At 68.3% G+C, this 26,181-nt stretch carries 23 protein-coding genes and 2 pseudogenes; 10 read left to right on the top strand and 15 right to left on the bottom strand.

Annotated elements, in window-relative coordinates; genetic code table 11:
* Window positions 1-67 precede the first annotated feature (67 nt).
* Window positions 68-562, top strand: a complete 495-nt coding sequence (locus STRVI_RS22030; RefSeq protein ID WP_014057844.1) for a flavin reductase family protein — start codon at window positions 68-70, stop codon at window positions 560-562.
* A gap of 179 nt (window positions 563-741) precedes the next feature.
* On the opposite strand, the gene STRVI_RS48335 is transcribed toward STRVI_RS22030, so the two are convergent.
* The 8 genes and pseudogenes from STRVI_RS48335 to STRVI_RS21990 all read right to left on the bottom strand — a co-directional run bounded on the left by STRVI_RS48335 (window position 742) and on the right by STRVI_RS21990 (window position 8,128).
* Window positions 742-1,538 (bottom strand): IS5 family transposase gene (locus STRVI_RS48335; RefSeq protein ID WP_251982923.1). Its coding sequence is split into 2 segments (ribosomal slippage): window positions 742-1,202 and window positions 1,202-1,538, totalling 798 coding nucleotides; the frame shifts between segments, so codons are not numbered across the junction.
* Window positions 1,539-1,603: 65 nt separating this feature from the next.
* Window positions 1,604-1,773: pseudogene (locus STRVI_RS54690) on the bottom strand (IS5/IS1182 family transposase); the annotation flags it as partial.
* 228 nt (window positions 1,774-2,001) lie between these two features.
* The gene (locus tag STRVI_RS22015; RefSeq protein WP_014057841.1) at window positions 2,002-2,832 is read right to left on the bottom strand and encodes an alpha/beta fold hydrolase; all 831 of its coding nucleotides are present in this window, start codon (window positions 2,830-2,832) and stop codon (window positions 2,002-2,004) included.
* Between the two features lie 66 nt (window positions 2,833-2,898).
* Window positions 2,899-4,449, bottom strand: coding sequence for a bifunctional 3-(3-hydroxy-phenyl)propionate/3-hydroxycinnamic acid hydroxylase (locus tag STRVI_RS22010; RefSeq protein WP_014057840.1), 1,551 nt, complete (start codon window positions 4,447-4,449; stop codon window positions 2,899-2,901).
* A 51-nt stretch (window positions 4,450-4,500) separates the two neighbouring features.
* Window positions 4,501-5,433, bottom strand: a complete 933-nt coding sequence (locus tag STRVI_RS22005; RefSeq protein ID WP_014057839.1) for an NADP-dependent oxidoreductase — start codon at window positions 5,431-5,433, stop codon at window positions 4,501-4,503.
* A 54-nt stretch (window positions 5,434-5,487) separates the two neighbouring features.
* Window positions 5,488-6,570, bottom strand: coding sequence for an alpha/beta hydrolase (locus STRVI_RS22000; protein ID WP_014057838.1), 1,083 nt, complete (start codon window positions 6,568-6,570; stop codon window positions 5,488-5,490).
* On the bottom strand, window positions 6,570-7,559 hold the full coding sequence (locus STRVI_RS21995; RefSeq protein WP_208949161.1) for a fumarylacetoacetate hydrolase family protein: 990 nt from the start codon (window positions 7,557-7,559) through the stop codon (window positions 6,570-6,572). The genes STRVI_RS22000 and STRVI_RS21995 overlap by 1 nt, the downstream gene beginning before the upstream one ends.
* Window positions 7,550-8,128, bottom strand: a complete 579-nt coding sequence (locus STRVI_RS21990) for a VOC family protein (RefSeq protein ID WP_014057836.1) — start codon at window positions 8,126-8,128, stop codon at window positions 7,550-7,552. The genes STRVI_RS21995 and STRVI_RS21990 overlap by 10 nt, the downstream gene beginning before the upstream one ends.
* A gap of 385 nt (window positions 8,129-8,513) precedes the next feature.
* Here STRVI_RS21990 and STRVI_RS21985 point away from each other — a divergent pair, with 385 nt between their 5' ends.
* From STRVI_RS21985 to STRVI_RS21975, 4 genes and pseudogenes are all read left to right on the top strand, one after another.
* The gene (locus STRVI_RS21985) at window positions 8,514-9,272 is read left to right on the top strand and encodes an IclR family transcriptional regulator (RefSeq protein ID WP_014057835.1); all 759 of its coding nucleotides are present in this window, start codon (window positions 8,514-8,516) and stop codon (window positions 9,270-9,272) included.
* 104 nt (window positions 9,273-9,376) lie between these two features.
* A pseudogene (locus tag STRVI_RS48325) lies at window positions 9,377-9,588 on the top strand (transposase family protein); the annotation flags it as partial.
* Between the two features lie 103 nt (window positions 9,589-9,691).
* Window positions 9,692-10,123: a hypothetical protein gene (locus STRVI_RS53570; protein ID WP_208949160.1), complete on the top strand. Its 432-nt coding sequence runs from the start codon at window positions 9,692-9,694 to the stop codon at window positions 10,121-10,123.
* Window positions 10,124-10,608: 485 nt separating this feature from the next.
* Window positions 10,609-12,228: an amidohydrolase gene (locus tag STRVI_RS21975; protein WP_014057833.1), complete on the top strand. Its 1,620-nt coding sequence runs from the start codon at window positions 10,609-10,611 to the stop codon at window positions 12,226-12,228.
* A 286-nt stretch (window positions 12,229-12,514) separates the two neighbouring features.
* Here the strand turns inward: STRVI_RS21975 and STRVI_RS51775 are convergent, their stop codons facing one another.
* Together STRVI_RS51775 and STRVI_RS21970 are read right to left on the bottom strand one after the other, a co-directional pair.
* Window positions 12,515-12,682, bottom strand: a complete 168-nt coding sequence (locus tag STRVI_RS51775) for an Lrp/AsnC ligand binding domain-containing protein (RefSeq protein WP_435532586.1) — start codon at window positions 12,680-12,682, stop codon at window positions 12,515-12,517.
* Window positions 12,683-12,868: 186 nt separating this feature from the next.
* Window positions 12,869-13,768, bottom strand: coding sequence for a LysR family transcriptional regulator (locus STRVI_RS21970; protein WP_014057832.1), 900 nt, complete (start codon window positions 13,766-13,768; stop codon window positions 12,869-12,871).
* 83 nt (window positions 13,769-13,851) lie between these two features.
* Between STRVI_RS21970 and STRVI_RS21965 the strand changes: the two genes are divergently transcribed.
* Window positions 13,852-14,775, top strand: a complete 924-nt coding sequence (locus STRVI_RS21965) for an EamA family transporter (protein ID WP_208949159.1) — start codon at window positions 13,852-13,854, stop codon at window positions 14,773-14,775.
* A gap of 30 nt (window positions 14,776-14,805) precedes the next feature.
* Here the strand turns inward: STRVI_RS21965 and STRVI_RS21960 are convergent, their stop codons facing one another.
* Window positions 14,806-15,579: a TIGR03084 family metal-binding protein gene (locus tag STRVI_RS21960; protein WP_014057830.1), complete on the bottom strand. Its 774-nt coding sequence runs from the start codon at window positions 15,577-15,579 to the stop codon at window positions 14,806-14,808.
* 135 nt (window positions 15,580-15,714) lie between these two features.
* On the opposite strand from STRVI_RS21960, the gene STRVI_RS21955 reads away from it, so the two are divergent.
* Window positions 15,715-16,188 (top strand): nuclear transport factor 2 family protein, encoded by a 474-nt coding sequence (locus STRVI_RS21955; protein ID WP_014057829.1) that lies wholly within the window; start codon window positions 15,715-15,717, stop codon window positions 16,186-16,188.
* A gap of 88 nt (window positions 16,189-16,276) precedes the next feature.
* Here STRVI_RS21955 and STRVI_RS21950 read toward each other — a convergent pair whose 3' ends face one another.
* Entirely contained in the window at window positions 16,277-17,317 is a 1,041-nt protein-coding gene (locus STRVI_RS21950) for a vWA domain-containing protein (protein WP_014057828.1), read from the bottom strand.
* A gap of 300 nt (window positions 17,318-17,617) precedes the next feature.
* A complete protein-coding gene (locus STRVI_RS21945; protein ID WP_014057827.1) occupies window positions 17,618-18,580 on the bottom strand; it encodes an SDR family NAD(P)-dependent oxidoreductase in 963 nt (320 codons plus the stop codon).
* 131 nt (window positions 18,581-18,711) lie between these two features.
* Between STRVI_RS21945 and STRVI_RS21940 the strand changes: the two genes are divergently transcribed.
* The 3 genes from STRVI_RS21940 to STRVI_RS21930 all read left to right on the top strand — a co-directional run bounded on the left by STRVI_RS21940 (window position 18,712) and on the right by STRVI_RS21930 (window position 23,016).
* Window positions 18,712-19,905, top strand: coding sequence for a sensor histidine kinase (locus STRVI_RS21940; RefSeq protein WP_251982708.1), 1,194 nt, complete (start codon window positions 18,712-18,714; stop codon window positions 19,903-19,905).
* Window positions 19,902-20,555: a response regulator gene (locus tag STRVI_RS21935; RefSeq protein ID WP_014057825.1), complete on the top strand. Its 654-nt coding sequence runs from the start codon at window positions 19,902-19,904 to the stop codon at window positions 20,553-20,555. The genes STRVI_RS21940 and STRVI_RS21935 overlap by 4 nt, the downstream gene beginning before the upstream one ends.
* 328 nt (window positions 20,556-20,883) lie before the next feature.
* The gene (locus STRVI_RS21930; RefSeq protein WP_014057824.1) at window positions 20,884-23,016 is read left to right on the top strand and encodes a glycoside hydrolase family 31 protein; all 2,133 of its coding nucleotides are present in this window, start codon (window positions 20,884-20,886) and stop codon (window positions 23,014-23,016) included.
* 84 nt (window positions 23,017-23,100) lie between these two features.
* Here STRVI_RS21930 and STRVI_RS21925 read toward each other — a convergent pair whose 3' ends face one another.
* Together STRVI_RS21925 and STRVI_RS21920 are read right to left on the bottom strand one after the other, a co-directional pair.
* Entirely contained in the window at window positions 23,101-23,352 is a 252-nt protein-coding gene (locus tag STRVI_RS21925; protein ID WP_014057823.1) for a transporter, read from the bottom strand.
* A 6-nt stretch (window positions 23,353-23,358) separates the two neighbouring features.
* Window positions 23,359-26,151, bottom strand: a complete 2,793-nt coding sequence (locus tag STRVI_RS21920) for a hypothetical protein (protein ID WP_014057822.1) — start codon at window positions 26,149-26,151, stop codon at window positions 23,359-23,361.
* Between the last annotated feature and the right edge of the window lie 30 nt (window positions 26,152-26,181).

Below are 26,181 nucleotides of genomic sequence, written 5' to 3'. Positions count from 1 at the left end.
GTCGGCGGACAGAATGTGTCGCCCAGCGCCTCTGTGCACACCGCCATTTTCCATCCAGGGAGCTGCGATGGCCGAATCCGAGAATGCGCTGCTGATGTCTTCCTTCCGCGAGGTGATGGCCGGTGTGGCCACGCCGGTGACCGTCGTCACCGCGATGGACGGAGGACGGCCGCACGGCACCACGGTCAGTGCTTTCGCGTCGTTGTCGATGCAGCCGCCCATGGTTCTGATCGCCCTCGACCGCCGTTCGGAGCTCTTGGCGTTGATCAAGTCGTCGCTGCGGTTCGGGGTCAATGTCCTGGGACACGGGCAATCCGCGCTGGCGCTGGCCTTTGCGCGCAAGGAGGGCGCCGGAAGGTTCACCGGCGTGTCCTGGGAGGTGGATCGGGACGTCCCCCGGCTATCCGCCGCCCTCGGCTGGCTGGCCTGTGAGGTTGCGGAAGTGGTCGAGGGAGGAGACCACGTGATCGCCCTGGGCAACGTCCTGGCGACCCAAGCCGCCAAGGGTGCCCCGCTCACCTACCACGCCCGGGCCTTCGGCACCCATGTCGCGCTGGCATGAGACCTCGGTGGCGGCCGCATCACACCGAACCCTGGACCTGGCGCCATGTCAGTTGTCGGCACCACGGAAGCTGGTGCTCCGCCGGGCACCGCTCGGCATCGTCCGGTGAGAAGGCCTGATGAGGTGTGGGGCAGCGGCGGGTCGGGCAGGGGCCCGGGGTGACGCCGCTTGAAGTCATCTCATTTGGCGAGTCTGCGGTAGCAGATGAGGGTGCAGGCGATGCTGGTGAAGGCGAGGAAGTGCTCGCCTTTGTGCTCGTAGCGGCGGTGTAGTCGGCGGCATCCGGCGAGCCAGGGCATCGTGCGTTCGATGGTCCAGCGGTGGCGGCTCAGGCGGGTCGAGGACTCGATGCCCTTGCGGGCGATGCGGTGCCTGCTGCCGCGCCCGCGTAACCATCGCCGCAGGTGGTCGTAGTCGTATCCCTTGTCGGCGTGGAACTTTCCCGGCCTGCGTCGTCGGCGTCCGCGCCGGGAGCGGATCGGCGGGATGCCCTTCACTAGCGGGATCAGCGCCTGGCTGTCGTGCAGGTTCGCCCCCGAAATGCCGACGGACAGGGGCAGACCGGTCCGCTCCGTGATCAGATGGATCTTCGAGCCGTACTTGCCGCGGTCGACAGGATTCGGACCTGTCAGGTCCCCCTTTTCAGGGCCCGCATGTTCACCGAGTCGATCGCGCAGCGGGACCAGTCCAGCTCGCGGCGGGCGCCGAGCTCGTCGAGGACCAGGCGGTGGAGCTTGGCCCACACCCTGGCCTTTGTCCACTCGGCAAAGCGCCGGTGAGCCGTCGCTCCCGACGGCCCGAATGACGCGGATGGCAACTGCTGCCACGTGCAGCCCGACGTGGCCACGAACACGATCGCAGCCAGCACCTCCCGGTCACCGTGCCGACGTCGGCCGCCTCCCTGAGGTCGCGACGGAGCCTCCGGGACCGCCCGCTGGAACAGCTCCCACAACTCATCCGGCACCAGCCGCTCCACGATCGAAACCACGACCGACAGCCTACCGATCCAAATGAGATAACGTCTTATCCGGCCGCCCCAGGCCGGGTGTAGGTGTCGCCGCAGCGTAGAGGGGCGAGGGCAAGGAGGGCCTGCCGTCCCGGCGTCAGGCGCCGCCGCGGCCGCCGATCCGGGGCCGGTGGACGGCGAGTTGGCGGGCGAGGAAGCGTAAGGCCGAGCTGGACAGGTCGATCGCTGACGGGTACACAAGCACCGAGGCTTCTGGTGTTGCGGTTGCTCTTGGTCGACAACCCGTCTACCAGGAGCCTCGCCACGTCCACCAGCCGGCCCTCGAGCCTCACCCACCGCCAGGACGGAGGGCTCAGTGCGACCAAAATGCGCGAGATCCCCACCTTCCGCGCAGTCGCGGAGTCGTGCGGCGGATCTCCTCCGATACCTTGCGGTGGGCATGCCCGTGGGGGTGAAGCAGCGAAAGGCGTCTCTATCTGATCGGCCGTGCGCTGGTCGAGGATCTAGGCGCGGAACCCGCGCCCGGCGACGGCGTGTTCGCGTAGCGGCTGACGAACTCGCGGATCTCCCGGGCGACGAGCTCGGGAGACTCGTAAGGGGCGAGGTGTCCCGCGTCCGACAGGAAGACCAGCCGGCCTCCGGGCATCGCACGGACGTCGGCGATCAACTTGTCCTGTGGGGCGATGGTGTCTCTGCCGCCGATGACGTAGCACGCCGGCACGGCGATCCCGGACAGCTCCTCGAACATGCTCGTGTAAGCACCGCCACCGGTTCCGAGCCAGCTGCGCCAGAACTGCTCTGTGACAGCACTCGTCATCGTGCGCACGACATCGGTCGTCTTGCTCGGCTCCAGCGAGATGGCCCCAATGGCCTGCGTTATGGCTTCGACGTCACGGAAGGACTTGTAAAACCCTTCGATGACTGGATCGCCCGCCTCGGTACCCCCCGCGTTCCACGGCATGAGCGCCATGACCGCGCACACCTGGCCGGGCCGGTTCAGAGCGATCCGCACACTGAGCGCGCCACCGAAGGAGAGACCGACGAGGGCGAAGCGTTCGAGGCCGAGCTGATCACAAGCATCGATCACCGTTTCGGCGATCCGGGCGAGGCTCGATCCGTCGGCAGGCGCATGGATGGAGCCCGCGTGGCCCGGCAGGTCCATGAGAACGAGGCGATAGCCGTCGAGTAGGGGTGCCACCTCGGACCAGCACTTGAGTGAGCACCCGAGTCCGGGCAGCAGAACGATCGCGTCCGGCCCGTTTCCCCGCTCCTCGTAGTGGATACCGTTGTTCGTCTTCGGCATGAGGTTCCTCCGTGTGTCAGGTGATCCGGGCTGTCGTCGGTCGCCGCGCGAGCGGGTGTGACGTCGCTACACCAGCGACAGGCACGCGCGAAGTGAGGCGAGCAGACCCACCACCTCGGAGAGCCCGGTAGCAGTGCCGAAGACGTAGAAGTCCGGGCGAACCAGCACGGCCACGACACCGGACTCCTTGAGCCAGTCATTCAGCGCCTCGCCCTCTTCCTGGACCCCCTCGGCGCCGACCACCACGGACCGCAGCCCAATCGCGCGCTCGAGGTCCGAGACGGCCGCGGTCGTCGCCGCGTCCGGTTCGACCAAGCTGAAGAGGGTGAACCCGTGGCCAAGCACGTCGTCGGACCGCTCGGTCTTCCCGCCGCTCGTACGCAGAAAGGGCTGTACGGCCAAGTGGCCGGCCAGTGGTTGTCCGTCTCGGAAGCCTGCGCCGACAGGCGGCTCGAACGGTGGCGGAAGCTCGGTCGCCGACCGCATCTCCTCACGACGTTGCGCCGCACGAACGGGGTCGGTCTCGCAGACGACGGTCCCGACCCGCACCGACTCTTCGATGTAGTCGATGACCTGTGGCCTTCTCGAGAGCGTGTACAGGTCCAGCAGCTTCGGGTCCGCGGCGCCGGTCAGCACGAGGTCGAGCATCCAGCCGAGGGTTGCGGCGTCTCGGATGCCGGAGCTCATGCCCTGTCCGAGGAATGGCGGCATGACGTGAGCAGCGTCACCGGCAAGCAGAACCGACCGGTGGCGGAACGTATCGGCCACGATGGATCGGAACTGGTAGACAGTCTGCCGGATCACCTCCCCCTCCTGTGGGCCGATCCAGGGCCTGAGCAACTCCCAGACGCGTTCCGGCTTCACCATCTCGGTGGGATCGTCGCCCTCGACGAGCATGAACTCCCAGCGGAAGTACCGCTGAGCCACCCGGCCCATGTGGTTCGGCCTCGCGGGGTCGAGTACCTGGCCGGTGTCCGGGATGTCCAGGGTCGGGGCGCCAGGCCGAGGCCGGACGTCAACGACCAGCCAGTCGCCCCGGAAACCGAGATCTTCCGTCGGAATGCCGCAGAGCGTGCGTACCGCGCTGTTGGCGCCGTCTGCCCCGACCACATAGCGAGCGGTGACGACGTCGCCGTCTGCCAACGTCACCACCACGTGGTCGGCCCCCTGGCGCAGGTCGACCAGCTCCGCACCGAAACGAACGTCCGCAGTGGATGCTCCGCGGACTGCCGCGTCCAGGGCATCCTCGAGTTCCGGCTGGTAGAAGTGGTACGACGCGTCCCAGCCGGAGGGAGCGCTCCATTCCCTCGGCAGCCGAGAGATCACGCCTCCGTCGGGATCGAGGAATTCATACACACGAGCTGGTTCGGCAATGCGCCTTACATCGTCGGCAACGCCCAAAGACTGAAAGACGCGCATGATTTCGTGATCGAAGTGTCCGGCCCGCGGCGTCTCGTAGCGCCCGACCCGCCGTTCGCACACCAGCACGCGGTGCCCCGACGCCCCCAGTAGAGCAGCCAGGGTCTGACCGACCGGGCCGTACCCGATGATGAGGACATCCGCATCCACGGCATCCGGCGTGGTCGTGGATGTGCGGGGTTCATCTGCAAGCTTCATGTGTCCCAACCCTTCGCTTACACCGGAGCGTGTGCGTGCCGGAAGATCACCTCAGGTGGCGTCGATGTCCAGTACGATCCGGCCGCGGGCGCGGCTGTCCGCGTGGAGCATCCGCCAGGCGTCGGCGGCCTGCTCCAGCGGGAAGGAGCGATTCACGGGGACGGACAACTTCCCGGACTCGGCGAGCGCAGCCACCTCCGTCAGTTCGTCGGCGTTCGCGCGTGCCCACACCAATTGGCCACCCTGTTCGGGAGCGGTGATGTCGGCCACGGAGGCGACCCGGGCGGGATCCTTCAAGACCTTCCGCGAGACGGCCACCGCGTCCCCGCCGTAGAAGTCGAGCGCCGCGTCGACGCCCTCTGGCGCGAGCTCGCGCACCCGGTCGGCCAGTCCTTCTCCGTAGGTGATCGGTGTGGCGCCGAGTTCACGCAGGTAGTCGTGGTTGCGCTCGCTGGCGGTGCCGATGACGTGTGCGCCCCGGATGGCGGCGATCTGCACGGCGAGCGAGCCGACCCCACCTGCGGCCCCGTGGATCAGGACGGTGTCGCCCTCGCTGATGTTGATGCGTTTGATGGCCTGGTAAGCCGTCAGCCCGTTCAGTGGCAGACACGCCGCATGCAGCCAGTCCCAGGACTCCGGCTTGCGTGCCAGCGTGCGGACCGGGGCTGAAACCAGTTCGGCGTAGGCGCCGTTCTGCGCCCAGTCCTTGAGGACGAAGCCGATCACCTCGTCGCCGATCTCGAACTCGGTGGCGCCGAAACCGCGAGCCTCGACGACGCCGGCCATCTCGAAGCCCGGGATGAGGGGAAAGTGGGTCACCATGATGCCGTCGAGATTGCCCACGGCGATCTTTTCGTCGGCCGGGTTCACTCCGGCTGCCTTGACCCGGACCAGGAATTCCCCGGGCGCGACCGCCGGTGTCGGCTGTTCCGTGAGCTCCAGGTCGTCCGCGCCGCCGTAACGCGGGAGTGCAATAGCTTTCATGGTCACCTCAATGGTCTTGTGAGCTGTTGGGAGTCGGATGTGTGGTCGCCTGGGTCACGCGCGGCCGAGCTGGGCACGGAACCAGTCACAGACAAACTCCGTGCGCTCGGCCGAGTGGTTGTACATGGTGTGGTCGCCGTCGTCCCAAACCCGCAGGGTGGGATGCGCCGACAGGTCGAGGAACACCTTCTGCTGATCCAGGCTGACCAGCGGGTCGTTGCCGCCGTGCAGCACGAGCATCGCGGCGCTCGTGCGCTCGACCGCCGGGTCGAGCCACAAAGTGCGGAAGACGGCCGCGGCTTCGTCGTCGGTGTCGACGCCCAGGAGCGCCCGCGATTGTTCGCGTGCGGTCCGGAACGGCAGTGGCTCCGGCTTCGCGTCGGCCCCGTTGACGCAGCACGCGCCGAAACGGCTGTCGTGCACCGCGGCACGGGCGGCGAGCAGTCCACCGAAGCTGTTTCCCCACACCCCGTACCGGCCGTCGTAGCCGGTACGGGCACGCACGGCGTCGAGGGCAGCGCTGAAGGCTCGGTCGACGTTCCCGTCGAGGTGGAGTCCGCCGGCCATGCGCGTATCACCCTGGCCCGGTGTCTCGAGCAGGACAGCGGACAGTCCCCGCCGGGCCAGGGCTTCGGCCTGCCGATGGAAGGCCGGGCCCCAACCGCTCTGCCCGCCGACAATGACCACCGTGGGGCCAGGGCGAGCGCCGGAGCGACTCACGAACCAGGCGGTGCAGTGGCTCTGCCGGAACGGGATCGACAGCCGTTCCACGCGCAACTCGGTGTCGAGCTCGGCCGCGGCCTGGTAGGCCCGGGTGAGCCGGACGTAGAGCGCGCGTTTGGCCGGGTGGTCGGTGTTGAAGGCCATCTGCGCGAAGATCAGGGAGGCCGTTGCCCGGCGATAGCACGCGACCGCGGTCTCGACATCACCGCGGTCGGCGGCCGCCTCAGCGCGGGTCAACTGCGCCTCGGCCAGGCGAGTCGCGACTTCGTGCCACGGTTCCGAGACTGCCGCATTGGCCAGGTGGACGGCGTCCCCGTGGTCCATGCCGTAATCGAGCATTCGGGACAACGGCATGGCACGCAGCAACGCGGCCCGAAGCTTGGCCGGGTCCTCCGCCGATATGGGAGCGTCCATCAGCGCGCGACTCCGTCGGTGAATCGCGGTCGTGTTCCGTGCTCCTGCCCTGTCGCGCCGCGGGTTCGCAACGGAATGACCGGTGCCGCCCCGGTGACGGTATTGCGCAACTCGCCGAGACCTTCGATCGCCGCGACGACCTCGTCGCCCGGCTGCAACCAGGGGTAGGTCGCCGAGTCGTGAGTGCGGGAGAGCTCCAGGATGCAGCCGGTGCCGCAGGTGCCGGAGCCGATCACATCGCCCGGCCTCACTTCGGCGCCGCGGGAGGCGTAGGCGATCATCTCGCCGAACGACCAGTGGATGTCTGACCACAGGGCGCGGGAGTAGGGGGCACCGTTGACCGTGCAGGTCATTTCGAGACGGTATCCGTTGCTCTCGCGGAAGTCGGCGATCTCGTCGGGGGTCACGAAGTACGGGCCGAGGCTCGTCGCGGTGTCCTTGCCTTTCACCGGCCCCATCGACAGCTTCATCTCGCGCTGCTGAACGTCCCGGCCGCTCCAGTCGTTGAGCACACAGTAACCGGCGATGGCGTGTTCGGCGTCCTGGGCGGTCAGGTCGCGGCCGCCGTGCCCCACCACCGCGGCGACCTCCAGCTCGAAGTCGAAACGCTCCGCACCCGGCGTCATCGGCACCGGCCCGCAGCCCATCACGGCGTAGGGGCTGGAGAAGTAGAAGACGGGCAGCTCATACCAGTCCGGTTCCATCTCGAGGCCCCGCCAGGCGCGCCCTGCCCGGACATGCTGTTCGAAGGCGTAGAAGTCGCGGACGGTCGGAGGCGTCGCGATCGGCGACAGGGGAACGATGTCCGGAAGCGGCACGGTCGCGCCACGCCGCAGCGCGGTCCGTCCGGCAGCGAGCAACTCGGCCTCGCCGGCCTCGATGAGAGGCAGCAGGTCCGCCAGACCGTCGACGACCCGGAGCAGGTCACCGTCCACCACGCCGACGCGTGAGGACGTGCCGTCCGCGTAGCGCACGAACTTCACTGCCATACCTCCTTGGCTGCGGCGCCATCGGCTGGCATCGCTTGTTCGCGCGTCCAGGCGCGATAACTCTCCTCGGTGAAACCCGTCGCGCCGTGGCGCTCGACCGAAGCCCGGATGGCGTCCAGAAGCTCCTCAAGATCGGTCTCGATGTCGATGTGCTCGACGAAGGGCTGTCGTGCCACGAACCCGGTCTGCCAGTAGACCTCACACCGGTTGCCCTCCGGATCGTAGAAGTAGACGCCGACGGCATTGCCGTGCGAGACGATCATGTCGAGCCGGACGTCGTGCTCCCGGAAACGCCGATGGAAGCCGAGGACGTCCTCGAAGCGCGCGCACCGGAACGACACCTGCTGGATGAGTTTGATGCCGACCGGCGCGTCCCGCCCCTCGGCCAGGAGCAGCTCGTGATGTTCGGTGTCCGGCCGGGCGGACAGGAACCAGATGCCCAGCCGCTCGTCGTGGTCGGTGACCGTCAGTCCGAGGACTTCGGTGTAGAACGCGAGTTGCCTGCTCACGTCGTGACAGCGCAGGCCGACATGGCCGAGTTCCGCGACGGACGGTGTCGGAGTCGTCACGGCGCTCCTCCGTGGCAGCGTTCTGCAAGACAGATCATGTTCTGCACAGTAACCCGACCCCCGTACGTGGTCAACGGTGATGTTCTCCTGGACGGCAGGCGCTCTGCCCAGCAGAACAAGATGAGGTGGTACATCGGCGGGATGGCGGCCACGGCGGTGACGCCGACCGGCGGAAAGGACCCGCTGCAACCCGCTCGCGGAAGTTGCTCGAAGGCGGCTCCGGCGCCTCCGGCGGCGCCGTGACGCACCACCAACACGGCTGCGGACTGATTCGCGAGATCCGCCGAGACGTCGAGGGGGGACTGCGGTTATTCTGGCAGGCGAAATCCAAATTCTGATCACCAGAACAGCCGCGCCGCAGTGACGACGGCGAGATGGAGGGGTTGTGGCAGTGCCGGCCGCTTACCCGGTGGAATCGATCGACAACGCCGCGCGGATCCTGCTGATGCTGGTGGACAACCCGTCGTTGCGAGTTGCCGACGTGTCCGCCGAGCTCGGAGTGGCCAGGTCGACCGCTCATCGGATGCTGACCACCCTGCAGGCCCGCGACCTGCTCCGCCAGGACGCCCAGACCAAGGGTTACGGACCTGGGCCCGCCCTGGCCAGGCTCGGCATCGCCGTGATGGGAGCAGTCTCCCTCCGCGACGAAGCACGTCTCCTGCTGGAAAAGCTCGTCGAAGACACCTCCGAGACCGCGCATCTGCTCGTACTGGAAGGCACAGAGACCGTCTTCATCGAAGGCGTGGAGAGCCAGCAGGTGATCCGTGCAGGGCTGCGTACCGGGCAGCGAGGACCGGCGCACGCGTCTGCCGCAGGGAAAGCTCTGCTCGCCGAGCTTTCCCGCGAAGAGCTGCGGCGCCGCTATCCGGGCGCGCGGCTGCGAGGCGGAACCGAGCGCGCGGTGAGCACCCGCCGGGCGCTTGAGGCCGAGCTCCAGAAGGTAAGGGAGACCGGCTACGCCACCAACATGGAGGAAAGCGAATGGGACCTCTGCGCGGTGGCCGCCCCGGTACGGAACCGGCAGGGCGTGGCCTGCGGTGCGCTGTCCGTATCCGGCCCGGCGAGGCGGGCCGACGCCAAACTCGCCCTCCTCAGCGGCGCTGTCACCGCCGCCGCCACCGAACTCGGCGCGCGGCTCGGTTAGGGAGCAGACTGAGCCCTCCGCCCTGGCGGTGGGTGAGGCTCGAGGGCCGGCTGGTGGACGTGGCGAGGCTCCTGGTAGACGGGTCCGCAACACCAGGAGCCTCGGTGCTTGTGTACCCGTCAGCGATCGACCTGTCCAGCTCGGCCTTACGCTTCCTCGCCCGCCAACTCGCCGTCCACCGGCAGCGGATCGGCAGCCGCGGCTGCGCCTGACGCCGGGACGGCAGGCCCTCCTTGCCCTCGCCCCGCTACGCTGCGGCGACACCTACACCCGGCTCGCCGCCGGGTTCGGCATCGGCCTGGCAACCGTGTGCCGCTCTCCGCCAGCTGCCCGAACGGCATCGTCTGTGCCCCGAGCGCGGACAGCACCTGGTCCCTCATACCGAGCAGATCCCGCGCGGGCCGGCGGCGCGACGACAGGTGATCCAGCACGCTGAAGACGTGCTGGCGCCAGCCGGTCACCACCCAATAGCGCCATCCGCAGGCAGCCGCCGTCTCCCGGGCCGCCGCGAACTTCAACGCATCGCTCGCCTTGACCAGACGAGCCGGACGCACGTCCAACAGCAACATCCGGCCATCAACCACCGCCAGGAAATCCGGGACATGCCAGGACTTTCCGTCGACATGCTCGAAGTCCAGGCGGAACAGCTGCGACAGCACCTCCGACGCCTTGAGGAAGTCGAGCGCGACCAGCAGACGGGACTCCTCGATCGACTCGAAACCATGAGCCCGCCCGGTCGTGACCATGTACTGCAGTCCCGGGTGATGCCGCTGAGCCCGCCGCCAGGTGAAACCGTGGGCCGGCTGCGTCGACAGCACTGGAACGTGAGCCATGTCCCGCACTGGCCATGAGACTTCGCCGCCGTCGATCCGCCACGTCGTACTCCACCGGCGCGGCCACTCCGAACCGAGCCGGAGCCGTGCCCGCGTCTCCGCATCTTCGTTGAACTGCGCGATCAGATCCTCCAGCCCACACAGATCCGACGCGATCAGCACCTCCGCCGTTGCCCTCACACACCCACGGCAGCAGAACGGGCTACCGGAACGGGCTCAATCTCCGAACTTGACCGCAACTCAGCGTCACTCGATCGAGATCCGCAACGTATGGATCCCATCCGCAAGGTAGAAATCCCGGTCACAGCGACCAGGGCGGCCGCAATCCGCCGATCGGTTACATCGAGCACCTGTCGCATATCTGCACGATAGGCCGTTGCACTGGCGTATTTTCTGCGCACATGCCGTCAGCTTGGCGGTGAATGACGGCACGGCTCATACAAAAGTCTCGTCCCCGAACGACACGTTCGGGATCCGACACCTGCGACAAGAGGGAGAAGACGATGACTGATCACGGAGCCGACCTGCTGATCCGCGCCGGCGCGGTGCACACCCTGGTGCCCGGTCAGGCCCCACAGCGGGCACTGGCCGTGCGAGGCGACCGTATCGCGGCCGTGTCTGCCGACCCCAACGGCCTTGACCACCTGGTGAGCGTGGACACGCAAGTCCATGACCTGCCCGGTGCCACCGTGCTGCCCGCCTTCGACGACACGCACACCCACCTGATCTTCGCGGCGCTCGGTGCCCATGACGTCCCCGTCCACCGGGCCCGGAACATCCCCGAGTTCCTTGACCTGATCCGGCAGCGGGCCGCCGTCACCCCCGACGGCGAGTGGATTCGCACCACCACCAACTGGCAGGAACTCAACCTGGCCGAGCGCCGCATGCCCAGCGCGGCCGAACTGGACCGGGCCACCGACCGGCACCCGGTCCTGGTCAAGCGCGGCGGCCACAACGACGTCGTCAACACCTACGCGCTGCGCCTGGCGGGCATCACCGAGGACACCCCCGTACCGCCTGGCGGCACCATCGGCCGCGGAGCCGACGGCAAGCCGGACGGCCGGCTGATCGACAACGCCCTGTACCTGGTGGAGCACCTGGTCCCGGCCCCGGACCGGGCCGAACGCATCGACGGACTGCGCCTGGCCAGCCGCGACTACGCCGCCACGGGCATCGGGACCGTACGCGACTGCGCGGTCACGCCTGAGGACTACGCGGTGCTCCTGGCCGCCCGTGAGGCGGGGGCGCTCAGCACCCGGGTACGGGCGCTGATCTCGGCGCTCGGACTGACCAGCGCGGCCCAGGTGGAGGACCTGCTCGACGTCATGGAGGAGTGGCGTGACGACTTTGACCCGTGGCTGTCGGTGTGGGGTGTGAAGTTCGGCCTCGACGGCGGCCTGGAGGCCGGGGCCACCGAGGAGCCGTACGCCTGCGACCACTCCTTCTCCGGGATGCTGATCTGGGAGAAGGACGCCCTGGTCGACGCGGTCGAGGCGGTGGTCCGGCGCGGCTGGCGGGTCGGCACGCACGCCTACGGCGACCGCGCGGTCCGCACCCTCCTGGATGTCTACGAACGCGTCCTCGACCGCAATCCCGGGCTGCCCGCCGGCACGCTGGTGATGGAGCACGGCGGCCTGGCCGGCCCCGAACAGCACGCCCGCGCCGTCGCGTTGGGTGTTCCCATCACCATCCAGCAGCCGCTGCTGCACGACACCGCCGAGGTGGAGGAGGGCTTCTGGGGCCCGGAGCGCGTCGCGCGGCTCTTCCCCGCCCGCGGCTGGGTCGACTTGGGCGCCCAGGTCAGTGCCGGGTCCGACTTCCCCGTCGGCCAGTTCGGGGCTATGCGCTCCGTGTGGGGCATGACCACTCGGCAGACCGTCATCGGCGTCAAGGGCCCCGAGCACGCCATCACCTACGACGAGGCCCTCACTCTGCACACCACCAACGCCGCCCGCCTCACCGGCGAGGAGCACCTGCGCGGCACCCTCACCCCCGGCCGTCTCGCCGACATCACCGTCTGGGAGCGGGACCCTGCCCGCTGCCCCGGCGACACCCTGCGCGACTTCAACCCCACGCTCACCTTCGTCGGCGGCCGCCTGGTCACATCCACCGGCACGCGGTAAGCCGGACGGTGCGGGTGTCGGGACCGAACGCGTGGCTACCGTGGGCGCGAGCGCCTGTGGTAGTCGGCCGAAACGCCTTGTCCTGGACCACTGCCGATGTACGCCGCTTCCTCATGTCCCGGCCGGTCAGTCCACATTTTTGTTACTGGCCCTGTCCTGGCCGCGCGGGCGTCGGTTGCGATGGACCTGCTTACGCCGACGGGTGGGACTCGCAGAATCAGCCGCAGCTGCTGCCGAACGGTTGTCGATGAACAGGCCACGTACCCGCCGGGGTGGCGCGGCCCGGTCAGACGGGGTCGGCGGAGAGCGTCTTCAAGGTGACGTAGCTGGTCACCGTGGCCACGCCGGGCAGGCTGGCCAACTGGTGGGCGTGGAAGTCCTCGTAGGCGGACAGGTCGGCCACCTCGACCCGGTCGCGGATGAACGGCCGCGCCGACTGCCTCGACGCGCACACCAGGGCGGCCCCGCGCGGGGGCGAGTCGGCGCAGCGGCTGGGAGTGCCGGGCGCCTGGCGGGAGGGCGGCGGCCGGTCTCACCGGCAAGGTGAGCTCTCGGAGAGGCCCTGGAACAGGCGTTCCAGGCGGAGGGACAGGCAGCAGCCGCCGACGCGGCCGAGGCGTCGCCGTACTGCACGTCGAGACTATGCGCTCTGCGCTGACTGCCGAAAGATCAGGTCGGTCAGCAGGGCCAGCGGAGGCCAGCCGTCGCGACCCCGGCGGGCGACGGCGAAGGCGCGCAGGACAACGTCCGGCGCGGTGAGCGGCACCAGGTGGACACCGGGCAGCGTGGAGGTGCCCATCGGCAGCAGCCCCACGCCCATCCCTGCCGCGATCATGCCCTGTACGAGGTCGAGGCTGTCCGCCTGGTGAGTGAGGTGGGGGGTGAAGCCGGCCATGGAGGCGAGTGTCCGGATGACGGTCTCGTCGCCGGTGTTGCGCGAGTTGCCGATCCAATCCGCCGTGCGGAACCAGCGGAAGACCTCCGGGGTGCCCGGTGCCGAGGGACGGGCGACGTTGTCAGGAATGCCCAGACCCCAGGGAGCGGTCCACAGCGGGGTGATCGCGACCGCGGGGTCCGGCTCGGCCGGTGCCAGGTTGTAGTCGTAGGTGAGCGCGAGGTCGGCCTCGTCGTTGGCCAGCAGCTGGAGTGCTTCTGCGGGTTCGTGCTCACGGACCAGGATGCTGAGCTGGGGATGGCTGGTGGACAGACCGCTGATGATGGGCAGCAGTTGGGCTCGGATGGCCGTGGCGAAGCCTGCGACGCGCACTGTGCCGGTCGGCGGGGCGTCGGGACTCAAGTCCCGCTGTGCGGCCTCGACTGCCGCAAGGATCGTCACGGCGTGTTCCGCCAGACGGCGGCCCGCCGACGTGAGCCTGACCCTGCGTCCATGCGGCTCGATCAGTGCCGTGCCCATGTCCTGAGCCAAAGCGGCGACCTGCTGAGAAACCGTCGAGGTGGTGGTGCCGGTGGCCTCGGCCACGGCGCGCATCGAGCCTCGCCGGGCCAGCTCGGCCAGCATCTGCAGGCGGCGTGTTTCCATCCCTCCATTGTTTATGAACGTCGAACGAATCATTCAGGATCGACACGTGGACGTGAACAGTGTCGAGGATCTGTACTGAGCCCATGAACGTTCCCGAACCGCCTGAGGCATTTCCTTCCCCTCGCGCGCGCCATCCTGGCGCCGCGGCCGGTGTGCTCATGGCTGCCACCTCGATGTGTACCGTGCAGCTCGGATCGGCTCTGACGGTTCCGCTGTTCGGACAGCTCGGCGCGCTGGGAACCGCAGGGCTGCGCCTGGGCTGCACGGGGCTGATTCTGCTGGTCGCCATCCGCCCCCGGCCTCGTGACTTCAGCTCCCGGGATCTTCTTGCCTGCATGGTGCTCGGTCTCGTGACCGCCGGAATGATGGTCTTCTTCATGCTGGCCATCGCCCGTCTCCCGCTGGGGACCGCAAGCGCACTGGAATTCCTGGGACCGCTCACCGTCTCCCTCTTCGGCCCGAGGAAGGGACGCCTCGTCTGGGCGGCCGCGGCGGCGACGGGCGTCGTGCTGCTGACCGAACCCTGGCATGGCGGCGCCGACCCGGTGGGGGTAGGGAGCGCGCTGCTCGCTGCGGGGTGCTGGGCCGCGTACATTCTGCTGACCCAACGGGTCGGTGATCGCGTCACCGGGCTGAACGGACTGGCTGTCTCCATGCCGGTCGCAGCGGTGCTGGGGCTAACCCTCGCCGCCCCGGATCTCGCCGAACGTCACACGTGGTCAGCGCTGTGGACCATGCTGGTTCTGGCGGTGCTCAGTCCCGTCATCCCCTTCGCTCTCGAGTTTCTCGCCCTGCGTCGTCTGACCGCATCCGCGTTCGGCACTCTGATGAGCCTTGAACCCGCCATCGCCCTCATGGTCGGTCTGCTCGTTCTCGGCCAGCGCCCCGGGACGGCTGCGACACTTGGCCTGGTTCTCGTGGTCGTGGCCAGCGTCGGCGCCACCCGCTCCGGTGCCCGTCCCGCGCCATCCTCCAAAGAGGCATTGGCTTCCTCATCCTGCGCTTGATCACACAGCCGGGAACATGCTCTTGTCCCTTCAGAGGAAAACGCGAGCAATATCAAGCCACTTCTGCGCATCCTTGCCGACCGCCGTGAGGTCGGTCTCGGCTCGGGACCTGCGCTGGGTGACGCGAAGGCAGAAGTCGAGGGCACTGCCCCGAACCCGCTGCATGGCGTCTTCCGGACCCCACGCCCAGGTCTGGCCGTCGGGACCAGTCAGCTCGACACGGAAAGGCTCTTCCGGCACAGGCAACTGGGCAGCATAGAAGGATAGCTCTCGCCCTATCACTCCCAACGAGGCCACATGCCGGAGCCGCCCCGTGGGACGGCGTGAGACACCCAGCGCATCGAAAATGTCCTGCCCGTGGGCCCACGTTTCCATGAGTCGAAGCGGCACCATGAGCGCCGCGGTCAGCTGCGAGCCGTACCACGGAAACCCATGGTCCAGTGGAATGTCACGCAGCGCCGCCGCCACCTCGGTTCGGCCGGCGCGCCATTGTTCCAGCAGCGCTGATCGCGGTTTGGCCGCTCCGGCGGCAGCGTCGATATCGGCGTATTGGCTGCCTGCGGCCTCTGCCTGCTTCAGCACGGCGTCGAACGCATCCGGGGTCCGTATGGCGATGAGAACGTTCGCATCCGCTGAAGCAAGATGAGCGATCTGGTGGGCGATCGTCCACCCCGCTGCCGGTGTGGGCTTCGTCCAGTCGGTCTGCCCTGATACCAGCGCGTCGAGTTCATCTCCTTCAGCCACCAAGTCGGGCAGAGCAAGGTCGTGCTCTATGCTGGACATGTCAAGGCCGTAGTCCAACATCAGTGTCACCTTCACACATTGACGACAACGGGTCTGTCCCGTTGGGAGGGCGAAGTTGATCTCGTGTGATCAGGCTACCTGAGGTTGATTCATATCAACTTCTGTCTGTCATCCGCTGTTCGCTTGGAGGGGACCATGTCCACATCCATCGGCATGCCCGCCGATCCGAGGTTGAGCTACCGGGCTATCGAGAACTTGATCGCACGTTACGCCGAACTCGTGGACGACGGTGATTTCGCCGGACTCGGAGTACTTCTCGCCGAAGCCACCTTCACGGGCGTTGGCGAGCCGGTCAGCGGGCGCGACGCGATCGAGAAGATGTTCCAGGACACTCTGATCGTCTACGCCGACGGCACGCCGCGAACCCAGCATGTCACCACCAACGTGGCCATCGAGGTCGACGAACAGGCGGGCACGGCGGTCTCGCGTTCGTACGTCACCGTGTTCCAGGCGCTGCCCCATCTGCCGCTGCAACCCATCGCCGCCGGTCGGTACCGTGACCGCTTCGAGCGCCGTGAGGGGCAGTGGCGCTTCGTGGAGCGACGGGTCCGCATCAACCTGATCGGCGATGTGAGTCGCCATGCGCACCAGGCTGCCGCACAGCGGTAGTCGCTTGGAGGGGCCGCGCCCCCGACAACGGGGTCGCGGCCCCTCGCTCACCTCGATGGGCCGGGCTCGATTCCCAGCCCGCGTCGCCTCAGATCATGAGCAGCAGCCGCGTGTGCGGTACCAGCTTCCGGTTCACGCTGGTGCTCTGCACGAATATCGTGAAGTCGTCGTTGTGGTCCGGCTTCACGCGAACTTCCGTGTCCGGCAGGCCGAGCAGGGATCGGGCCTCCGGCCCCGCGTACACCCGGTCCGTCTTCTTCTCCAGCACCGCGATCTGCTTCCGCGCCTGGATCTTCTCCGATTTACTGAGCTGATAAAACGCACCACCGGTACGGTAGGTGTGCCCGCATTCGATGACCCATTCCCGGATCGCCGCTTCGCGAGCCACCGGAATCAGCTGGTACTCCGACGCATTCACCGGAGTGAGACCGGCCGCCTTGATGGTGTCCTTGTTGACCGCCTCCGCACCGGTGGAGAACACCGCCCGCGATCCCCGGATTCCCTGGGCCCGACCCATCATAAAGTTCTCGGTGGCCTGCTGGATAACCTGCCCTGCCTCCTCCAGGCCCTGTGTGCTCGTGGCGTCCCAAATGGCGATGTTGTCCTTCGGGAAGCCGCACTGCATGGCCTCGCGCTTGCCCATCTGGTCCGGCACAAGGACGGCCAGCGTCCAGTTGTCCTCCTGCGTCTGCATCAGCTTGGCCACGGCCTGCACGAGTTCGCGTGGGTTTTTGGTAGGGGCATCCGGGCAGCGATGACTTGCGTTCTCCTGGCCGTCGGTCAGTACGAACGTCAGGAAGCTGTGGTCGCCGTACAGTTGAGCGGTCTGCGCAAGCTCCCGCTGCGACTTCAGTGTGGCCGCCAGCAGAGCCGTCATTCCACCGACTCGGTAAAGCTGCTTCAGGGACGGCATACGCAGCACGTCCTTGTCGTAGATGACGCACTCCACCTTGTCCGCGAAGACGTAGACCGTGACGCGGGTTTCCTGGTCCAGTTCCTTCGATCGTCGGGCCAGATACGCAATCTGCTGGTCGGCGACTTCGACGACCTTGCCGCTCAAATGTGACATGGACGAACTCGCATCCAGCACAAGAGCAACGTGATTGATGTAGTTCTGGGTTCCGGACATGGACGCTCCCCCTTTTTCCTTTTCGATGCTCCTACCTTCTCACCCACCACTGACAATCGATGTGGCCAGCATGCCCCGTGCAGACGATCCGCCCCGCGAGCTCGCCGCCCCTCGAGCAACCCCGCCGACGACCCGGAACAACAGGGCCCCAGGAACCGCTCGGAATGGGGTCGCACCGCCGAGCTACCAGGAGGCCCTGCCTTCATGCGCGCACCGCCGGAAGATCACCCCAGGGATTTCCGTTTAATCTGCACGTTCCAAGATCGGTTGAGATATGGCTTCTCAGCCAGGCAACGGACGTCAGGCGCCGCTCGGCTGGATCATCTTCCGGCCGGCGGTGGCTCCTCCGTCCACGGCGACCGACGCTCCCGTCATGTACGGAAAGTCGTCGGAGGCCAGCCCGAGCACCGCGTGTGCGATCTCCTCGGCCTGGGCCATCCGCTCGAGACCGTCGATGTTCAGTGGCCCGAACGCCTGCTTGTACTTCGCCCAGTCCGCGTCCGGGATGTCCGGCGGGCGGACGAAGGGGGTGTCGGTGGTGCCGGGCAGCAGAGCGTTGACTCTGATTCCCTTGGGCCCGTAGGCGAGCGCTGCTGACTTCACGATGCCCTGCACCGCCCGCTTGCTCGCGGAGTAGGCGGCACCGTTCGGCCGCGCCTGTTCGGCCGCCGACGACGAGGTGCAGATGATGACGCCGCCTGCCGCCCTGAGCATGTGCGGAATCTCGTACTTGATCGCCAGGAACACGCCTCGGGCATTGGTGGCCTGGACGTCATCCCACTCCTCGACGCTCATCTCATGGGGCAGCTTTCCGCTGCCGATGCCGGCGTTGTTGAAGGCCACGTCGATGCTGCCGTAGCGGCTCGCGACCTGGTTCACAAAACTCTCCACCTGGGCGGCTATCCTCACATCAGCCTGGATGTAGCTGGCTTCGCCACCCGCCTCCCGGATCTCCCGTTCCACCTGGCGCCCCAAACCCTCTCGCCTGCCACAGAAACCGACCCGGGCGCCCGCCGCGGCGAACGCCTTCGCCGTCGCCCTGCCGATACCCGAGGTGGCACCCGTGATAAGCACCGCCTTTCCCTCGAAGCGGCCGCGATGGGTGCGGGAACCGGACTGAGCGCCGGCCGCGTGGGCGGTGGTACCGAAGGCCGCGCCCGCCACGCCCAGGGCGATCGCACCGCCGAGGAGGGACCTCCGTCCCGTGGCCGCGACCTTCGTATGCGCGTTGGTACCCGTGTCCGTGTTCGCGTTCGTATCCATGCCGATCACACTCGCAGCCCGCCTTGGCGCCCGACTCCGTCCGCAGGCCGGACATCGCGGCCGGTGGAAGGACTTGTCCTCCTCCCACGGCAGGACCCCCGGCACACCAGCGTCCGTCTATCGTGGGCCGCGTGAACCGATCTTGGATCGAGCTTGCCTTCGACAGGAGATTCGCCGTCATACGCGTCCTGGTGATCACGGGCGTCCTGCTCGGTGACTTCCTGCTGGTGCAGCGGCCATCCGGGGCGCGGGACTGGGGCCTGGCCACGGCCGGGCTCGTGCTGTGCCTGGCCTCGGGCAAGTGGACGTTCAGCGCGCTCCTTGCGCAGTCGGGTCTGCTCGTCGCCGCACACGCGCTGGGCACGGGCGTCGTTTCCTCGTTGAAGGCGCTGGCCGCCGTGACTCTCTTCGAGCTGGCGGTACGGCAGTCCGCGCGCCGCCTCGCTGCCGGGGCGGTGGCACTGGCACTCGCCGTCGCCGCGAACCGCCTTGCCGATCTGCCCGGCGACCTCCTTTCAGTGCTCTACAAGATGGGCATCGTCGCAGGCTTGCCGCTGCTCATGGGCGCGTACGTGCGAGTGACCCGCAACGCCGCACGCCACGCCCGCGAGCACGCGGAACAGCAGGAGCTCCGCGCGGAGCAACAGCTGTTGGCCGCCCGCGCGGCGGAGCGCACCGCCATCGCGCGCGAGCTGCACGACCTTGTGGCCCACCACGTCTCCTCCATGGTGCTGCGGGTCGGAGTCGCCCGACATGTCGTCGCCGCCACGAGCAACACCGACCCGCGGATCACCGATGTCCTCGACGACCTGCACTCCAGTGGCAACACGGCACTGGCCGATCTGCGCCGCCTGGTGGCCGTACTACGCATCCCGGACGGTACCGGCCCCGACACCGGCTCCCTGGTCACGCCCGGGGCACTGCCGGCCGCTCTGGAGTCGGTCGTTGAGCGCAGCCGCCGAACCGGTCTGGCCGTCACCGCTTCCGTGGACCCCGGTGTCGGGCGGCTCGACGCGGTACGCGGCCTGGCCGTGCTCCGCCTGGCCCAGGAGGGCCTGGCCAACGCGGTCAAGCACGCCGGGCCGGGCGCACACGCCGAGTTCGCCGTTCGGGTGGCCGACGACGTCATACACATGACGGTCCACGACGATGGGGCCGGAAGGGCCCGACCACCGGCCCCGGGCCCTTCCGGACATGGGTTGACCGGCATGCGTGAACGTGTGGACCTGCTCGGCGGCCGACTCGATGCGGGACCCACGGCCCGGGGCTGGCGGCTCACAGCCGAACTGCCCGCCATCGCATCCACCTTGGAGCCCCAGCCGTGATCCGCGTCCTCGTCGTCGACGACCAGCAGCTTGTCCGCATGGGGCTGCGCATGCTGTTCGAGCAGGCTGCGGACATCGAGATCCTGGGCGAGGCAGACAACGGCGCGGAGGCGGTACGACTGGCTGAACGCCTCGCTCCGGACGTCGTCCTCATGGACCTGAGAATGCCCGGCATGGACGGCATCACGGCCACCCGCCGGATCCTGGCCGCTCGCCCCGCTGCCCGGGTCGTCGCTCTCACCACGTTCGACGACGACGATCACCTGTATCCGGTGCTTGGCGCCGGAGCTTGCGGTTTCCTCGTCAAGGACACCCCACCCGCCGAACTCCTCAACGCCGTACGCCGGGCCGCTGACGGGGAGGCGCCCTTCAGCCGGGACACCCTGGACCGCATCGTCGCCCAAGCGGTTCACACCCGTTCCGCCTCCGACGCCGGACCGGACATCCCGGCGCCGGCCATCACCCCGCGCGAGCGGGAGGTACTCGGCCTGCTCGGCGTGGGCCTGTCCAACAAGGAGATCGCCGACCGGCTGCACCTGGGGGTCACCACGGTGAAGACACACGTGGCGAGCCTGATGACGAAGACGGGCCGAGACAACCGCATCCGCCTCGCCGTCCTCGCCGTCCGGGCCGGCATCACTCCGGACTGACCCTCCCGCTCACGACGCTTTCAGGAGGCCAGCAGGTCTGAACCCGGTCCGCCCCGCGCGCTTGACTCGCTGAGGGAGCGAAACCGCTTGTAACGGGCGTGGTTCACGCAGAATTTACCATTGCCCCTTCCCAGTTCGCGGCCTGGTGAAGGGGTTCGCAGCCTCGGAGAGTCCCCTGTCACCAGGGGGGACGGGGACCGATGGTGAAGCCGGGAAATCATGGAGGCGAGTGTTGACAGATGATGGTTGTCGCTCGAACATGAGCTGAAATAATCAAGATTTTGCAGTGCAGCCCCACGACGTCATGCTCGCCCGCAGGAGGACGTGAGTGCGCACCCACCCGCGCAGACCGCGCAACACCCGTAAACTTGTCATGTTCCCGGCCGTTGCTCTCGCTCTGACGCTCATGCCGTCCGTGGCCGGCCCTCTCGCCACACCGGCGCGGGCGGACCCCGCTGCCCGGGTGACGGTGACCCATGACCCAGGTGTCCTCGCCGTGTCCGTGCCGGCCACCAGGAAGACCCCCGGCTACACCGTCGATATCGCCACCGATGAGCTCGCCCTCACCACCCAGCGCGCCGGTGAAGTTGCGCTCAGCACCGCGCGCGGTGACACGGGGGGCCTGCGCTTCCGGTCCGGAGGCCACTGGCAGCACGCGACCGAGGTCACCGACTGGACATGGAAGGACGGCGTCCTCACCCTCACCGCGGACACCACGCTCGACGGCGCCACCGTCAGGGCGCGGCTGACGCCCACCGTGGACCGCTACCAGCTCGACTGGGATGTCGAGGGAGGCAGCCCCGACCAACTCGGCCTCGCCTACGACCTGTCATCGGGCGGCCACTGGTACGGTCACGGCCAGGCGGAGACCCCGCAGGGCGGCCCCGGTGTCAACCAGCCCTGGCCGCTGGACACCGGCGAGGTCGACCACGAAACCTTCGGCCCGGCCTCGTACAACATGATCGACCCGTTCTGGTACACCTCCAAGTCGACCGGCCTCCACGTCGACACCGGGGACGTCATGGACGTGGCGCTCAACAAGGGCGGGGACGGCCTTGGCACCTTCACCGTCGAATCGCCCGGCACCTACAAGGCCACCGTGTTCGTCGAGTCGACCCCGCTGGAGGTCTACCGCGACTACATCGGCATCGTCGGCAAGCCGAGCAAGAGCGATGCCACGTACCAGCAGTACGCCAAGCCGCTGTGGAATTCGTGGGCGCAGTTCTACACCAAGGTCGACCAGGAGAAACTGCTCGACTACGCCACCGATCTCCACGACAACGGCCTGGACGGGCACACCATCCAGCTCGACGACAAGTGGGAGTCGAACTACGGCAATCTGACCTGGGACCCCACGACCTTCCCCGATCCCAAGGGCATGTCCGACAAGATCCACGACATGGGGTTCGACTTCGGTCTCTGGGTCACTCTGTGGATCAACCTCGACTCCACCAACTACCAGTACGCGGCCGACCACGGCTATCTGCTCATGGACGCCAAGGACACGAGCAAGCCGTGCGAGGTGACCTGGTGGAACGGCCAGGCCGGGATCATCGACCTGGCGAACCCCGACGCCAAGGCCTGGTACGAGGGCAACCTCAAGAAGCTCATGGACACCTATGATGTCGACGGGCTGAAGTTCGACACCCGCTTCTTCGACGAGAAGTGCGCGCCGCGCGAGGGGCACCAGGCCACGGACTACCAGGAGCTCGGCACACGGCTCGCCGACGAGTTCGACCTCCAGGGCGCGGGCATCCGGGTGCACTGGAACCGGACGGCCCACGAGGCCGGCTTCGTCACCCGACAGGTCGACAAGGGGACCGGCTGGGACTCCCTGCGGGCGGCCACCACCCAGAACCTGGCGATCTCCACGATCGGCTACCCGTTCGTCGAGTCCGACATGATCGGCGGCTCGGGCGGCCAGCCCCCACCGTCCAAGGACGTACTGGTGCGATGGGCGCAGTCCGCCTCGCTGATGCCGCTGATGTACGCCTCGACATCACCGGTGGACACCAATGACACCACCACCCGCCAGAAGGTGGACTACGACCAGGAGACGGTCGACCTGTACCGGCAGGCGATCGAGACGCACGAGAAGCTCGCCCCGTACATCTGGGATCAGGTCCGGAGCACTCTGAGGACCGGCGACCCGATCATGCGTCCCCTGTTCTTCGAGTTCCCGAAGGACAAGCAGAGTTACACCGTCACCGATGAGTGGATGCTCGGTCCGGCCGTACTCGCCGCACCCAAGCTGAGCACCGGCGCCACCCGCACCGTCCATCTGCCACCCGGCACCTGGTACGACGTCAACCACGGCACGGTGATCCACGGCCCGAAGAACCTCAAGGGGTACGCGGCGCCGCTCGGCGTCACCCCGGCGTTCGTCAACCTCGAGGCCAAGGGCGCCGCCAAGGCCGTCAAGGCCCTGAAGCGCGCCGACGTCCCGGCCCCTCCCTCCTGATCAGCCCCGACGTCCCGGCCACGGGCTCCGGCATGCCTTTCGAGGTGACCACCGAGGTGACCAACTGGTCCATGGGGACCGGGTTCATGCCGGGGGCCGTGGTGACGGGCAGAGGGTGCTGCTGTCCGGCTCGGGTTCCCGGCCGACCCTCCTCGGCACCAGCGGGCACTGCCGGCCCGCCGAGACGACGTCGGTGCCGTCCAGCCGAATCACACGGTCGTTCAGGGGGTGCGCGGGGAAGTTCCTGTCGACGATGGCGATCGTGTCTCCGTGCCCCATCCGCGCGAGCGCGTACAGCAGGTCCGGGGTCAGGAGCGGGTCGAGTCCTTTGAGCAAGGTGGATCAGCCTTCCGGGATCGAGGATGAGCGGGGACCGGAGTCGAAACCGTCCGGGGGCGCACCCAGGTTCGCGGCCGCGAGCGCGTGGCGCAGCAGCGGCGGCGCGAGCAGCCCGCACGGCTCGGGCCCGGCGCGGAGCCCGGTCCCGGCGTAGTAGCGGTTGGCGGCAGACGGCGCGACCCGGACGCGGAGTTCGTTCCCCCCGGGCCGCAGGGCTTCGGCGGGGATCGTGACGCGGTACGGCGCCCAGGCGCGCGCACCCGCACGCACGCCGTTCACGGACACGATGACAGCTCCGGCGACAGCCGGGAGCGTCAGCTCCAGGGGGACCGGCGCGTCGAGCTCGATCTGCCGCACATAGTCGGCGGTGCCCGCGAACGCCGGCAGGCCCTGGCGCTCCCAGCCGCACGTCACCGCGATGTCACGGCGGGTGCCCGCCTCCTCGTACGAGTCCTCGGCGACCTCGAGCAGCCAGCCGGACTCAAGCGCCTCCGGCGCCGACCATTCCGGTGCGCCGTGACCGCCCGCCGCCTCGGAGTCCTCCGTGACATCCGCCCAGCCCGAAGCGGGCTCTGCGCCCCGGTACACACGCAACAGGCGCAAGGCGTTCTGCTCCAGCCGCAGCGCGACCGGGTTCTCGGCTGCTTCGAGGGTGCGCACGGTACCGTCGGCGGCCTCCCACTCCTCGATATGCCAGGGCCCGTCGGGCAGCAGGAGTTCCACTGTGCCCTCGGTCTCGGTGAAGCACGCGAAACGGAAGCCGTCGGCCGCGTCCGGGCCGCCGCGCCAGCGCACCGCCGAGCCGGCGGGCACGCGCAGTGTCGGTTCGGCCCGCCCACGCTGCGCGACGAGCCCGCGCAGGACCGCCTCCTCGGGGACGGCAGCGAACACCTCCGCGGCGGGGGCGAGGTCCGCCCAGTCCTCGGCGGCGGTCTGTGGGCCCTCCTGGTAGACGGTGGGCGTCGCACCGCCGGCCAGCACCCGTACCCCCGATTCGGCCAGCCGGCGAAGTCGGCGCAGCGACGCGGCCGAGCGCAGCGTTGTCACGGCGGGAAGCACGAGCGCCCGGTACCGGCGGTTCCCGAAGCACACCGCGCCCTCCTCCACAGCGGCCGCGTCGAGATCGCGTTCGTCCACCAGGTGGAAGCCCACCCGGGCTTCGGTGAGCGCGCGGGCCCACTCACCCATCGCCGACGCCTGCTCGCCGAGCTGACCCGCGGTCCACACCGTGCGCAACGGGTACAGGACCGCCACGTCGTTCTGTGGTGACACCGGTTCGAGGAATTCGCTCAGCCGCGCGCTCTCGAGCGCGAACCGCCGGTGATGATCGGTGAACCACGGCTCGAAATTGATGCCCGGGGGGAAGTCGAAGCGCGGATTCCGCAGCGACTCGTGATCGTCTCCATGGCCGTGTGTCTGGTAGAAGCCATGAAAGATCATCTGTCGCATGCCCTGCAGATGGTGGTTGATCGCCGTGGTGCGCAACTCCTGCAGGGTCAGCCCCCAGTGGCCGGACCACGGGGTCCCGCCTTCGGGCGGGGTGACGAAGTACTGCTCGACCATCGTCCCGCCGCGGCCGTGGTGGCGGGCGACCGAGTCGCCGAACACGGGGCTGAGCTGCACCAGGGCGTCCTGCGCGTCCACCGCGGTGAGGTCGCGGTAGCCGTCCACACCGAAGTGGTCGAGTCCGAAGTTCACGCGCAGGTCCCAGTTCGCGAACGCGGTGTCCAGAGCCCAGCCGCCGACGTGGCCGAGGACTTCATGGCCGGACTGACGCAGGCCGTGGGCGTGGCTCCAGGCGCGCAGCTTGCCGAGGAAGGTTTCCATCGCGTAGCCGCTGAAGTGCTCGTAGAACTGGGCGCGGAGGCTCAGCCGCTCCGGGTCGTCCCCGTCGAGCACGGCGGCGAGCACCTGGGGGGTCCGCCCGCCCCAGCGCTCCCGGATCGAGCCGGCCAGGCTCTCGTGGAACGGCATCGCCGAACGCAGGTCTCCTGTGCGCTGCGCCCAGTCGTAGTACACGGCGTGCGGCTGGTCGAAGAACATGTAGGCGACGGTGGAGCCGAAGAAGTCGCCCAGGGCGTCGGCGAAAGGCTGGTAGCCGGCCTCGATGAAGCGATCGACCGCGACCGGGTCGACGGGGTTCACCAGCCGGGAGGTCGCGCAGCGGGCGGAGACGAACACGATCGCCTCCGCGCCGTCGGGCACGGGCTCGACGAGGCGGACACGGCACCTGTCGGCGGCGCCGTCCACGCGGTCGACGAGTTCGGGCCGCTCGGCGGCCGCGCCCTGCTCTCCTTCCACGACGAGCGCGTACTCGAGCCGCCAGTCGGCCCAGGCGACGACGCCGCCCTCGTAGTGCCAGTCCATCGCGGCCGGGCCGAGGTTCTCCGTCGCCGAGCGGATCCCGCTGAGCGAGCCGTCGCCCGCGCCGGCGGGGATCCGTAGCCAGAACAGGTGCCGTTCGCGCAGCTCGTCGTGCCCGGTCACGGCCCGGCCCGCAGCGTGACCGGTCTGCCAGTTGTAGTCGTCATAGATGCCGACGACCATGCCGAGCTCGGCGGCCGTCCCGACCGCCGCACGGCACGCGGCGAGGTAGTCGTCGTCCAGGTAATCCTCGATCGGGTACGACAACCGTGCCTGCACCTGGAAGCTCCGGATCCCGGCGTCGTACATCTGCCGCACCTGGGCGCGGATCGTGTCCTGGTCGGGGAGTCGATGCCAGAACCAGTAGGCGGCGGGCGCATGCCACGGGTCCGGGTTCCGGAATCGCCGCAGCGCGGTCTCATGTGCGGACAAGGGTGTCAGCTCCTCGAGCGGCGGCGAGTC

The sequence above is a fragment of the Streptomyces violaceusniger Tu 4113 genome (assembly GCF_000147815.2).
Taxonomy (GTDB): domain Bacteria; phylum Actinomycetota; class Actinomycetes; order Streptomycetales; family Streptomycetaceae; genus Streptomyces; species Streptomyces violaceusniger_A.
Note: the sequence above shows the minus strand (reverse complement) of the source record. Positions and strands in the feature narration are given on the sequence as shown.